Below are 12,164 nucleotides of genomic sequence, written 5' to 3' on the forward strand. Positions count from 1 at the left end.
AGCGAGCGAGAACCGCGGTAACGCGAACGGGGAGCAACGCGACCCGTGAGCCGCGCGACGTGAGGGGCGAGTGCTTCGCTGCTCGCACGTATACGTTCGCGCGAGACCTTGTGGAACCGGCAGGCGTCGACGTCGTGAACGAGACTTGAGGAGCGAGACCGCGGGAGACGGCGGAACAGGCGATGAGCGACAGTGCGGGTTCTCTTCGAGATGCGACGCGCGTCGCTGGGTGGAGTGAGTTCGGGAGGCGCGTACTTCGACAGCCAACCTCGCGTTCTGTATCGCACTATGAGATTTATCGGGTGTTCGCGGGGCTTTTACCCGCAGCGGGCGTACGGACGCTAAATGGTTCGTAACGTCGCCGCTGACGTCGCCGAGTTGGAGGACGAGGACTTCCACCTCCTCTCCGGCGTCGAACACGGCATGCGGTTCTCGCGATGGGTGAACCGGGAGAAGCTCCCGGAGTTCGCGCGGCTGACCGAGGAAGAAGTCGACTATCGGCTCGACCGGACCGAAGACCGGGGGCTGGTGGAGCGAAAGACCATCCAGTACGAGGGCTTCCGACTCACGTTCGAGGGGTACGACGTGCTGGCGCTCCGGACGTTCGCGGAGCGCGACACCGTCGAGGGGTTCGGTGCGCCGCTCGGCGTCGGGAAGGAGAGCGACGTCTTCGAGGTGCAGTCGTACAAGCCGATGGCGTTGAAGTTCCACCGCGAGGGGTACACGAACTTCCGGGAGGTCCAGAAGGAACGCGATTACACGAGCGACAACGACCACATCTCGTGGTTCTACACGGCGCGGAAGGCGGCGGAACGCGAGTACGACGCGCTCGAAACGCTCTATCCGGACGTGCGCGTGCCGCGCCCCATCGACCAGAACCGCCACGCCATCGTGATGGAGAAGATCGACGGCGTGGAGTTGAACCGCGCGAAACTCGACTCCGAGCAGGTCGTCGGCGTCCTCGACCTCGTGTTGCAGGAGCTCGGGACGGCTTACGCGGCCGGGTACGTGCACGCGGACATCTCCGAGTACAACGTCTTCGTCGCGGAGGACGGCATCACGCTGTTCGACTGGCCGCAGTCCGTGCCGACCGACCACGAGAACGCGCGGACGTTCTTAGAGCGCGACGTCGAGAACATCACGTCGTACTTCCAGCGGAAGTACCCGAACGACCTCCCCGACGTGGACGTGGACGCGATTGCGGACGCCGTCGCCGCCGACGACTTCCGGACCGTCCGAGAGCACCCCGAGTAGTCGCGTGTCGTATTCTCCCCGGGAATAAACCACGGTCGGTCAATTAGCACGCAACGACTAGGTACTTCACCGAATCCGGCGATTATCCGGTATGGGTTCGGAAGACTCTGAGCGGCAGCAGTTCGACACGCGCGCCGTGACGTTCGGTGAGAAAGCGGACGCCGCGGCCGGCGGCGACGTCGTCTCGCCCATCCACCTCTCCTCGACGTTCGCGCTCCCCGGGCTCGACCCCGATTTCGGCCTGGAGGACGCCGACCCGGAGAAGGGAGAGTGGCTCTACGGCCGGCTGTCGAACCCGACGCGGCACGCGCTGGAGAAGCGTCTGGCGTCGTTAGAGGGCGGCGAGCACGGGTTCGCGTTCGCGTCCGGGACGGCGGCTATCGCGACGGCGGCGATGGCGGTCGTCGAGCCCGGCGACCACGTCGTCGCGTTCGACGACCTCTACGCGGGGACGAAGCGGCTCTTCGAGCGGGTGCTCCGCGACCGCTTCGGCGTCGACGTCGAGTTCGTGGACGCGACGGACCTCGGCGCGGTCGCCGGCGCGGTGCGGGAGGACACGGCGCTCGTCTGGATGGAGACGCCGACGAACCCGCTGCTCCGGCTCTGCGACGTCAGGGGCATCGCGGCCATCGCGGACGCCGCCGGCGCGGTCTTCGGCGTCGACAACACCTTCCTCTCTCCCTTCTTCCAGAACCCGCTCGCGCTCGGCGCGGACGTCGTCGCGCACTCGGCGACGAAGTACCTCAACGGCCACTCGGACAGCCTGGGGGGCGCGCTCGTGACGAACGACGACGCGCTCGCCGAGGAGATCGCCTTCCTCCAGCAGGTCGGCTTCGGGAACCAGATGGCCCCGTTCGACGCGTACCTCGTCCTCCGCGGCGTGAAGACGCTCCCGGTGCGGATGCGCCAGCACGCCGCGAACGCCCAGCGCGTGGCGGAGTACCTCGACGACCACGACCGCGTGCGCGCCGTCCACTACCCCGGCCTCGCGTCCCATCCACAACACGACCTCGCCGCCGAGCAGACGACCGGCCACGGCGGCATTCTCTCCTTCGAGCTCGACGGCGAGTTCGCCGACGCGAAGGCCTTCCTCGAAGCCTTAACCGACTTCACGCTCGCGGTGTCCGTGGGCGGCGTCGAATCCCTCGTCGAACTCCCCGCCGGGATGACGCACGAACCGCTCCCGAAGGCGGAGCGCGAAGCCGTCGGCATCACGGACACGCTCGTCCGCATGAGCGTCGGCGTCGAGCACGTCGACGACCTCCTCGCCGACCTCGACCGCGGGTTCGCCGCGATGCCCGAATCCCGGGCCGTAAACTGAATAGAGCGATATAGAATCAGGTTCCGGGGGTCACGGGGCCGCGACGGCATTAGCGGTACCTGGCGGCCGGCGGCGTCGCTGTACGGGTTGGGAGCGGGAGAAAGGGGGATGGGGTTACTCGCGGTCGACGAGGAGCGGAGAGTCCGGGTTGCAGTCGTCACCGCCGCAGACGCCGGCGTCGTCGCCGGCGCGTTCGACGCCGGCGGTGAGGCGGTCGATCCGCCAGTCGGGGTCGTGGCCGTCGCGTTCGTGGTCGTCGACGCATTCGCGGGCGTCGCGGAGCTTCGAGAACGCCGCCTCGAACTCGCAGTCCGGACAGGTCACGGTCACGCGCGTGGGCATCACTCGAAGCGATGCGGCGGGCCGGGATAGGCGTCCCGCTTACCGGCCGGGAAGGGCGTCGCGATGATTGAGTTCGGGCAGGCTGACGGGGAAGGGAGCCGCGACGATGACGGCGGCGGTGACGTCGGGGGACGAAGTGGCTGGAGCCGTGGGCGGCGAGGAGCCCCGCGAGGAGGCTGAAGGGCGTGGCGGGCGTGAGCTCGGACGACCGTACGTCGCGTAGTCGGCTCCGCGACGTGAATCAAGGGGTCGTCGACGTGGCGCGCGTTCCGAAGGCCTTAACGTCGCGACGGAAGTAGCGAGAGTAACTCGCTGGTGACGGGCTCCAGCGGGCACCCGCTTCGGCGGGACGAAATGTGGACGGCCGGGGCGCATCGCGTCTCGCCGTCTGAATCGCAAGCGCCCGTGGACACACTATGGCACGAAGTTTCTACTCCCACATCAAGGACGCGTGGAAGCAGCCGGGCGAGGGCAAGCTCGCCGAGCTGCAGTGGCAGCGCAAGCAGGACTGGCGACAGCAGGGCGCAATCGTCCGCGTCGACCGCCCGACCCGCCTCGACAAGGCCCGCGAGCTCGGCTACAAGGCGAAGCAGGGCATCGTCGTCGCGCGCGTCTCCGTCCGGAAGGGGAACGCCCGCAAACAGCGCCACAAGGCCGGCCGACGGTCGAAGCGCCAGGGCGTGAACCGCATCGGCCGCACGAAGAACATCCAGCGCATCGCCGAGGAGCGCGCGACCCGGAAGTACCGGAACCTCCGCGTCCTCAACTCCTACTGGGTGGGTGAGGACGGCAGTCAGAAGTGGCACGAGGTCATCCTCGTCGACCCCGAGCACGGCGCGATCAAGTCCGACTCGGACCTGAACTGGATCTGCAACGACACGCAGCGCAACCGCGCGCTTCGCGGGCTCACGTCCGCCGGGACGAAGGGCCGCGGGCAGCGCACGAAGGGCAAGGGCACGGAGAAGACCCGTCCCTCGAAGACCGGCGGTTCGCAGCGCAAGAAGTAACCCGGTTTTCGGACTCTTCCGTTCTCTCGGTTCTTTCCGCTCGTTCGCGTCTGGGAGCCGTCGGCTCGCCGGCGTGTCAACGGTGGCGGGCGAGCGCGAGGGCGACGAGCGCGGCGACGAGGAAGAGCGCGGCGACGGCTTCGAAGGCGAGCGTGTAGCTGTAGGTGTGGCTGAGCGCGCCGAGGGCGACGGGGGCGAGCGCGCCGCCGACGGGGAGGCCAGTGTACACGATGCCGAAGCCCTTGCCGGTGTCACCGGCGTCGGAGAGCGCGTTCGTGATGCGGTCGCGGGCGGGGAGCGTGAGGCCGTAGCCCGCGCCGGCGGCGAGCCACGCAACGGTGAGGACGGTCGGGGAGAGCCCGAGGAGGAAGCCGGCGGCGAGGACGCCGGCGGCCCAGAGGAGGCTAGTGACGATGATGGCGAAGGCGTCGTAGCGGTCGGCGAGCCAGCCGCCGGCGAGGACGCAGACCGCGGCGGCGGCGAGGAACGCGGTGAGCGCGGTGTTCCCGAGCGCGGCGGTGTAGCCGAGGTCGACGGCGAACGTCGCGGTGTAGGTCTGGACGCCGGTGGTGGCGAGCGTGGCGAGGAGGAAGAACGCGAACATCCCGGCGACGAGCGGGTCGCGGAGCATGCGGACGCTCTCGAACCGCCCGGCGGCGTTGCCGCTCGCACGTTCGGTGTCGGCGTCGGCGAGCGCGCCGCGGTGGACGGGCGCGAGGCCGACGGCGAGGACGGCGGCGTAGGCGAGGCCGGCCGCGCCGATAGCGAAGAAGGCGGTGTGCCAGTCGGCGAGCGCGGTGAGGCCGACCATGAGACCGGGGGCGGCGGCGAACCCGACGAACCCGCCGAAGGAGTGGACGCTGAACTGGCGGCCTTCGGTGGCGTCGTCGCCGGCGGCGTCGAGGAGCGCGTAGTTCCCGGGGTGGAAGGGCGCTTGGCCGACGCCGGAGAGGAAGGCGAGCGCGAGCACGTGGAGGGGCGAGGTGGCGAATCCGACGAGGCCGACGCTGACGGCGGTGAGGGCGAGGCCGCCGACGACGACGCGTTTCCCGCCGACGCGGTCGACGAGTTCGCCGGCGGGGACTTGGCAGAGGAACTGCGCGACGAAGATGAGCGTGACGCTCAACGCGAGTTGGGTCTCGCTCGCGTCGAGCGCGCCGGCGAGCACGGGGAAGAGCGGCGGGAGGGCGAGGAGGTAGACGTGAGAGACGAAGTGGTCGACGCTCACGAGCGCGGTGACGCCGAGCGGGCCGGACGCTCGCCGCGTCACGCGACCACCCCCGCGGGCGTCGTTGTCGCGGTCGACATATCCGTCGGTAGTGGGGTTTCGACCCTAAGCGTTGTGAACGCTCCAAGATTCGGCGACAGTGAGGAACCGTCAGTTGTCAGGCGGCGCGGCCGCGTCGCGGCCGGTAGACGCGGGCGTACCAGAGCGCGAAGAGGACGAGGAGGACGCCGGTGCCGAGGAGGAAGGCTTCGACGCCGGGCTGGGAGAGGAACTCGACGGCTCTATCGAGGAGCGAGGGCTGGGTGTCCGCGGTCGAGACGGCCATCGTGGAGACTTGGCCGCCGCCGGCGTCGGCCTCCGAGCTCGCCGGTGCGCCGAGCGGGAGGCGGGTGACGAGCCCCTGGACGAGCACGCCGAGGACGGCGACGAGCGCGACCGCGCCGAAGAGCCGGGTGAGCGCGCGCGTGAGCACGGACTTCGACTCCTCGCCGCCGGCGAAGAGGACGAGACCGGCGTTCGTCGGCGCGTAGACGTTCATCTCCGTTCCCTGCTCGGAGTACCACGTGCCGGCGACTTCGACGAGCCCGGCTTCCTGGAGTTTCTCGAGGTGGTAGCTCGTGTTCTGCAGCGAGGTGTCGTGGCGGTCCGCGAGGTCTGAGGTCGTCGAGGGCTCCTCGTAGAGCGACGCGAGGAACTCGCGGCGCGTCCGCGCGGCGAGGACGTCGAAGACGTCGTCGGCGTCCGCGTCGTCCAGCGCGAGGACGCGCGTGTCGTCGTCACCCGACCCCTGCACGCGTGGTCGCGGTGGGAACTGACTGGGCACGCGTACGGATACGTGCCGGGTGGCTTAGATGTTTTCGAGAGTCAAGCCGTGATTTGACCCGGGTTCGTTCGCCGGTTACGCGCCGCGCCAGAGAACGTCGTCGGCGAGGTCGCCGCGCGTGATGACGCCGACCGTGCGCCTCCCGGCGTCGCGGACGACGGCGAACGCCACGTTCTGCTCGCGGAACGCCTGGTAGAGTTCGCGGGCGGTCCACGAGTCGCGCGCGGAGAGCGGCGCGTCGAGCACGCTGTCGAGCGTCGCTCCGTCGCGAGCGGCGCGGGCGGCGGCCCGCGCGGTGACGACGCCGCGGACGTCGTCCAGCGTGTCGCCGACGACGAGGACGCGGGTGACGTCGGCGTCGAGGGCCGCGTCGCGCGCCGCTTCCGCGGTGGCGCTGACGGGAACGGCGACGACGCTCTCACGCGGCGTCATGAGTTCCTCCACGGCTTCCTGTTCGAGGGAGAGCACGGCGTTCACGCTCTGGCGTTCGTCGTCGTCGATGACGCCGATCTGCGCGCCGGTGTGGAGGAGCGCGAGAATCTCCTCGCGGGTGACGTAGGGTTTCTCCACGGCCGGGCCGGCTACGAGCGTGGTGAGCGCGGCGGAGGCGTGCTCGAACAGCCAGACGACGGGGCCGAGCGCGCGTTCGAGGGCGGCGACGGGGCGGGCGACGCGGAGCGACCACGACTCGGCGTTCGCGACGCCGAACGCCTTCGGCGCGATCTCCCCGAAGAGGAGCACGAGCACGCTCGTCACGACGGTCGCGAGCGCGATGCCCGCCCCGTCGGGGAGGAGGGCGACGGAGAGCGCGGCGACGACCGTGGAGAGCGCGACGTTCACGACGTTGTTCCCGACGAGGATGGTGACGAGCAGTCGGTGTGGGTCCTCGCGGAGCGCGGCGAGCGTGCGCGCACGGGCGTCCGCCGACGAGGCGAGCGATTCGACACGGTGGATTTGGAGGCTGAAGATCGCGATTTCGGCCGAAGAGAAGAACGCGCTCGCGGCGAGCAACACGGCGCAGAAGACGGCCGCCCCGACGAGGAACGTATCGACCATACCGAATCGAGCGGGCGACGGCCACATAAGTGCCGTCCCGCGGACGGCGTCGCTTTTCCCGACGCCGCGTGAACAGACAAGTAATGAGCGGTCCCCCGGCCGAGTGTCCGCGGTGCGGCGGCGTGCGCTTCGAGCGACAGTACACGACCGGCGCGGGGTGGCGCGTCGTCGGCTACCGCTGTCAGGCGTGCGGCTACCGAGCGAGCGCGGACGCGACGACGCAGGCGGCGACCGTCGTGGGGGCGGCCGCGCTCGCCGCCGCCGTCGCCGCCGCGGTGAAGCGCTGGGTCTCCTGACTACGCGTCCCAGCGCGCGTCGGAGAGCGTGCGCTGCACGACCTCGTGGCCGACGGCTTCCGCGAGCGCCTCGTAGCCGGCGCGCTCCGCGGGGTTCCGGGCGTTCGCGATGAGGCGGGAGACGATGAACTCGGGCGTGGAGCGGCCGACGACGCCGAACCGCGGCTGGTAGTCGACTTCGAGTTCGAGGTCGGGCGTGAGGCCTTCGGCGAAGATACCGTCGACGCGCGCGGCGTCCGGGAGCGGTTCGAGGTCGTCCGCGAGGTGCGTGACGAACACGCCGAGCGCGCCGCGGTCGACCGTGAGCGTGACGAGGCCGTGCAGGAGGTCGGCGGCGCTCCCCGGCTCCGTGATGGCTTCGAACTCGTCGACGAGCATGATGGTCTTCCCCTCCGCCGTCACCGGCGGGACGACGGACTTCAGCGTTGACTCCAGCACGCCCGCGTTGAACGACGCGTGCCGGCGGTGGAAGACCACGGCGTCCACGACCGGGACTTCGGCGTGTTCCGCGGGCACGGGGAGGCCGAGGTGCGCGAGCACGCTCACCTCGCAGAGCGTCTCCAGCACCGTCGTCTTCCCGCCGGAGTTCGCGCCCGTCAGCACGGCGACTGCGTCGTCAGACGGCATCGGCGTCCCCGTCGCGTCCTCGCCGAACGTGATCCCGTCCGCCCCGCTCGCTCCATTCGCGCTCGCACCGAGCGCGTGCACGCCGACGCCGTAGTCGATGGGTTGGACGGATTCTCCCTCGGCTTCGAGGTCGAGGTTCCGCGCGCCCACGACGGCGAGTCCGTCGTCGACGAGCGTCGGGCGCGTGAGGTCGAACGCGTCGGCGAACCGCGCGAGCGAGAGCGCGAAGGCGATGTCGTCCACGGCTTCCACCGCGGCGTCCACGTCCGCCCGCGCGTCGTCCACCGCGTCCCGGAGGTCGTCGGCGACCGCCGCCTCCCGCTGCTCGACGTCCTCACGGAGGTCGTCCGCGAGCCCGCGGAGCGTGTTCGAGACGAAATCCGCCGCGTCAGCCGCCTCCACTTCGGTCGCGCGCCGCACGCGCGTCGACGACACGCCCGCCTCGTCGACGACGTACTCGACGAACGCCTCGCGGAATCCCTCTGTACCCTGCACGCCCTCGCTCCGCACCGCCGCCATGACGCTCGCCGGGTCGCGCGCCAGCCGCTCCACCGCGTCCAGCGACTCGCGGTACTCGTCCAGCCGGTCGTCCGCTCCGGGCGCGACACCGCCGTCGTCGAGCGCCGACAGCGCCGTCGACGCGTCCGCCAGTGCGTCCGCGTCCAAGTCGCCGAGCGGCGCGAACACCCCGTCCGTGAACCCCGCGTCGAGGAGGTCGACCGCCGTATCCACCGCCGACGCCTCGCCGCCCGCAACCGCGTCGTGCGCGTCGAACACCGCCAACACGCGCTCGCGCCCCCCCGCATCGAGCCCGCGCCACGTCTCCCGCGCCTCGCCCACGAGGTCCAAGCGCGCCTCTATCGCGTCCGCGTCGAGCAGCGGCGTCAACACGCGAATCCGGTCCGCCGCGTGCCCCGTCACCGCGTACGACTGCGCGCGCTCCACGAGATCCTTGTAGATGTCGCGCGCGTCGTCCGTCGCCAAGAGGTCCAAGCCCTCACCGCCGTTCGCCCGCCGCAGAATCCGCGTCGCCCGCCCGCTCGACACCCCCGCCTCCACGAGCGCGCGACTGTTCGCCGACTCGATCGCCGACACCGCCGCCTCCACCCCGAGCGCCTCCGACAGCAACGCCGCCGTCTTCGGGCCCACGCCCCAGTACTCCTCCAGTCGCATACCACCGACTGCGCGACCACGCCGGTTAGAGCTTTCGCGAGAACACACGGAGCCTCCACCGAATCGCCCCATTCGCTCGCTCGACCGTTCGGCTGTCCGGCGGGTCTCCCTCCTTCGCGTCGCTCTATCGCTCCGACCCGCCTACTCCTCGAAGGTCGCGCCTGCCGGGTGAACCCGGCAGGTCTCCGCGTCGTAGCCGGCGTCGGTGAGGCCGGTGCCGAGGGTGTAGACGGTGCGGCCGAGCATCGCCATGCTGGCGGTGTCGACGTCGTCGAGGACGGCGGCGACGTCGTCGGTGATGACGCCGGCGTCGCGGGCGAAGCTGCGGGCGGCGTCGATGAAGCCGGGGAGGGTCGGGCGGTCGAGGAGCGCGGTGAGAGCGTCTTCGCCGGCGGCGGAGAGTTCGGTGGTGGAGCCGGAGATGACGTCGCTGGTGGCGAGCCCGCCGAAGGTGAGGTATTCGACGCGGGCGGCGGCGGGGATGGCGTCGAGGCGGCCGTGGGGGGGTGCGCCGGGTTCGAGGCGGATGGGAACGCCGCCGCGGGCCTGCGCGACGACGTCGCCGAGGCCGGTTCCGGAGGAGACTTCGGCCTCGTGGGCGACGCGGATGACGGCGTTGTCCGTCTTCCCGCAGTCGAACGCGGCGTTCGCGGCGTAGGCGGTGCCGAGCGCCATCGCGCCGGAGACGCCGAAGCCCGCGCCGAGGGGGAGCGGCGTCTCCGCGTGAATCTCGGCGGTGACGTCGAGCGCGTCGAGCACGCCGGCGACGGGCGGCATCTCGACCGGGTCGCCGTTGAGCGTCACGAGAGAGTCCGGAGCGGGTGTGAGCGCGACGGTGACGCCGTCGGTGAGCGTGACGCCGGCACCGCGGGAGCCGGCGCGTTCGGGGTCGGCGTGTCGGTGGACGCTGAACAGCCCGGTGATGTGCCCGGGGACGAAAACCTCGACTGCGTCCGTCATTCGTGCGAGAGGAAGCGATGGGTGTAAGTTAACCGTTCGATTCGCGGACGGCGTCGACCGGGCCGCGGGCGCGGAGCGCGAGGAGCGCGCCGAGGAGGACGACCCCGGACGCGGTGACGACGAGGGGAGAGCGAGGCGTCGTCGACGGCGCTCAGCCCTCACTCCGCGCGGCTCGCGTGTCGCTCACGTTCGTGCTCCCGCTCGCCATAACGCGGTTCTCGCTCGCGCCGTCGGCGCTCGCTCCTCACTCCCCGCCCGGCTCACGGGTCGCTCACGTTCGTTCGCTCCCCGTTCGCGTCATCGCGGTTCTCGCTCGCGCCGTCGGCGCTCGCTCCGAACCGCGTTACGCCTCTTTCGCTCCTTTCACCGTCTCGCGGACGGCGTCGACGCCTTCGTCGTGCAGGAGGTCGCCGACGACGATGGTGTCGGCGTGCTGCGCCATCTCGTAGGCGGCGTCGTAGCCGTGGATGCCGCCGCCGTAGAAGAGCGTCGCCTCGTCGATGCCGTCCTGGGCGGCCTGCACGACGTCGGGGTCGCCGAGCGTCCCCGAATATTCGACGTAGACGATGTCCTGGCCGAACAGGCGTTCGGCGACTTTCGCGTACGAGTGGACGTCGTCCGCGGTGAGGTCCGTGTCCGCGTCAGTGAGTTCCGCGACGCTCGCATCGTCGTTCAGAACGATGTAGGCCTCCGTCGTCGTGCGCTCCCACGCGATGTCCGCGATGCGCTCCCACTCCTTGTGCGCGCCCGTCACCCAGAACACGTCGCCCGCGTTGAACACCGTCGGAATGAGATACCCATCTAAGGCGTCGTCCTCGACGACGACGCTCGGCATCGACGGCTCCTGATAGAGCGGCACGTCGTGTTTCGCGCACGCCTCGATGACGCGCTCCATCTTCTCCGCCGTGATATCCAGTGTGCCGCCGATCTCGATGGCGTCCGTCCCCGTCGCACAGACGTCGTCGAACGTCTCACCCGCTACCAGTTCCTTGTCCGGGTCCACCTTCAGAACGTGGTCCCAGTCCGTCCACGGCGTAGTCATACTACCGGGTAGCGGCGCGGACAGGCAAATTCCTTCCGAACCGACGGGAGAACCAGAACGTCTCGCCGACTAGTGGAGGCCCATCGCCTCGATCTGCTCCTGGTAGCGGTTCCGGATGGTGACCTCAGTCACCTGCGCGACGTCGGCGACCTCGCGCTGCGTCTTCTTCTCGTTGCAGAGGAGGGACGCGGCGTAGATGGCGGCTGCGGCGTAGCCCGTCGGACTCTTGCCGGAGAGGAGCCCCTTCTCGGCGGTGGTTTCGATGATTTCGCCGGCTTTCGACTGCACTTCCTCGGAGAGGTCGAGTTCGCTGCAGAACCGCGGGACGTACTTCGTCGGGTCGACGGGTTTCATCTCCAGGCCGAGCTCCTGACTCACGTACCGATACGTGCGGCCGATCTCCTTGCGCTCGACGCGGGAGACCTCGCTGATCTCCTCCAGCGAGCGCGGGATACCCTCTTTCCGGCACGCCGCGTAGAGACAGGAGGTGGCGACGCCTTCGATACTGCGCCCGCGGATGAGGTCCTCCTTCAGCGCGCGCCGGTAGATGACCGACGCCACCTCGCGCACGGAGCGCGGCACGCCGATAGCGGACGCCATGCGGTCGATTTCGCTGAGCGCGAACTGGAGGTTCCGCTCGCCCGCGTCCTTCGTTCGGATGCGCTCTTGCCACTTGCGCAGGCGGTGCATCTGCGAGCGCTTCTTCGAGCTGATGGACCGACCGTAGGCGTCCTGGTCCTTCCAGTCGATCTGGGTGGTGAGACCCTTGTCGTGCATCGTCTGGGTGGTGGGGGCCCCGACTCGCGACTTCTGCTGGCGCTCCGAGTGGTTGAACGCCCGCCACTCCGGCCCTCGGTCCACGTTGTCCTCCTCGACGACGAGCCCGCAGTCCTCGCAGATGAGCTCGCCCCGGTCGGCGCTCTGCACGAGGTTCGAGGACTCACACTCGGGGCAACCCCGCTGGTCGCCGTCGCGTTCTCGCTCCGCTACGTCCTCCTCTCGCGTGCGCGTGGACCGTGACATTCTATTGATAGA

General features: G+C 70.0%; 12 protein-coding genes. 4 read left to right on the forward strand and 8 right to left on the reverse strand.

Features of this window, described 5'->3' with window-relative positions:
* Positions 1-345: 345 nt before the first annotated feature.
* Positions 346-1,254: a serine/threonine-protein kinase RIO2 gene (locus IEY26_RS16250; RefSeq protein ID WP_188980798.1), complete on the forward strand. Its 909-nt coding sequence runs from the start codon at positions 346-348 to the stop codon at positions 1,252-1,254.
* 91 nt (positions 1,255-1,345) lie between these two features.
* Complete coding sequence (locus tag IEY26_RS16255; RefSeq protein WP_188980800.1) at positions 1,346-2,575, forward strand: trans-sulfuration enzyme family protein; 1,230 nt, start codon at positions 1,346-1,348, stop codon at positions 2,573-2,575.
* Positions 2,576-2,689: 114 nt separating this feature from the next.
* Here the strand turns inward: IEY26_RS16255 and IEY26_RS16260 are convergent, their stop codons facing one another.
* Positions 2,690-2,917, reverse strand: coding sequence for a DUF7542 family protein (locus IEY26_RS16260; protein WP_188980801.1), 228 nt, complete (start codon positions 2,915-2,917; stop codon positions 2,690-2,692).
* Positions 2,918-3,333: 416 nt separating this feature from the next.
* Here IEY26_RS16260 and IEY26_RS16265 point away from each other — a divergent pair, with 416 nt between their 5' ends.
* Complete coding sequence (locus IEY26_RS16265; protein WP_188980802.1) at positions 3,334-3,924, forward strand: 50S ribosomal protein L15e; 591 nt, start codon at positions 3,334-3,336, stop codon at positions 3,922-3,924.
* A gap of 76 nt (positions 3,925-4,000) precedes the next feature.
* Here IEY26_RS16265 and IEY26_RS16270 read toward each other — a convergent pair whose 3' ends face one another.
* The 3 genes from IEY26_RS16270 to IEY26_RS16280 all read right to left on the reverse strand — a co-directional run bounded on the left by IEY26_RS16270 (position 4,001) and on the right by IEY26_RS16280 (position 7,031).
* Positions 4,001-5,194, reverse strand: a complete 1,194-nt coding sequence (locus IEY26_RS16270) for an MFS transporter (RefSeq protein ID WP_188980803.1) — start codon at positions 5,192-5,194, stop codon at positions 4,001-4,003.
* A 115-nt stretch (positions 5,195-5,309) separates the two neighbouring features.
* Positions 5,310-5,975 (reverse strand): ArsR/SmtB family transcription factor, encoded by a 666-nt coding sequence (locus IEY26_RS16275; RefSeq protein WP_188980804.1) that lies wholly within the window; start codon positions 5,973-5,975, stop codon positions 5,310-5,312.
* A 75-nt stretch (positions 5,976-6,050) separates the two neighbouring features.
* On the reverse strand, positions 6,051-7,031 hold the full coding sequence (locus tag IEY26_RS16280) for a CNNM domain-containing protein (protein WP_188980805.1): 981 nt from the start codon (positions 7,029-7,031) through the stop codon (positions 6,051-6,053).
* 83 nt (positions 7,032-7,114) lie between these two features.
* On the opposite strand from IEY26_RS16280, the gene IEY26_RS16285 reads away from it, so the two are divergent.
* Entirely contained in the window at positions 7,115-7,327 is a 213-nt protein-coding gene (locus IEY26_RS16285; RefSeq protein ID WP_188980806.1) for a hypothetical protein, read from the forward strand.
* Here the strand turns inward: IEY26_RS16285 and IEY26_RS16290 are convergent, their stop codons facing one another.
* The 4 genes from IEY26_RS16290 to IEY26_RS16305 all read right to left on the reverse strand — a co-directional run bounded on the left by IEY26_RS16290 (position 7,328) and on the right by IEY26_RS16305 (position 12,152).
* Positions 7,328-9,127 (reverse strand): MutS-related protein, encoded by a 1,800-nt coding sequence (locus IEY26_RS16290; RefSeq protein ID WP_188980808.1) that lies wholly within the window; start codon positions 9,125-9,127, stop codon positions 7,328-7,330.
* Between the two features lie 141 nt (positions 9,128-9,268).
* On the reverse strand, positions 9,269-10,087 hold the full coding sequence (locus tag IEY26_RS16295; protein WP_188980810.1) for a pantoate kinase: 819 nt from the start codon (positions 10,085-10,087) through the stop codon (positions 9,269-9,271).
* Positions 10,088-10,430: 343 nt separating this feature from the next.
* The gene (locus IEY26_RS16300; protein WP_188980812.1) at positions 10,431-11,129 is read right to left on the reverse strand and encodes a phosphoglycerol geranylgeranyltransferase; all 699 of its coding nucleotides are present in this window, start codon (positions 11,127-11,129) and stop codon (positions 10,431-10,433) included.
* Positions 11,130-11,198: 69 nt separating this feature from the next.
* Positions 11,199-12,152 carry a transcription initiation factor IIB gene (locus IEY26_RS16305; RefSeq protein ID WP_188980814.1) on the reverse strand — a complete coding sequence of 318 codons (954 nt, stop codon included), beginning with the start codon at positions 12,150-12,152 and terminating at the stop codon, positions 11,199-11,201.
* Positions 12,153-12,164 lie beyond the last annotated feature (12 nt).

This window comes from Halocalculus aciditolerans (assembly GCF_014647475.1).
GTDB lineage: Archaea > Halobacteriota > Halobacteria > Halobacteriales > Halobacteriaceae > Halocalculus > Halocalculus aciditolerans.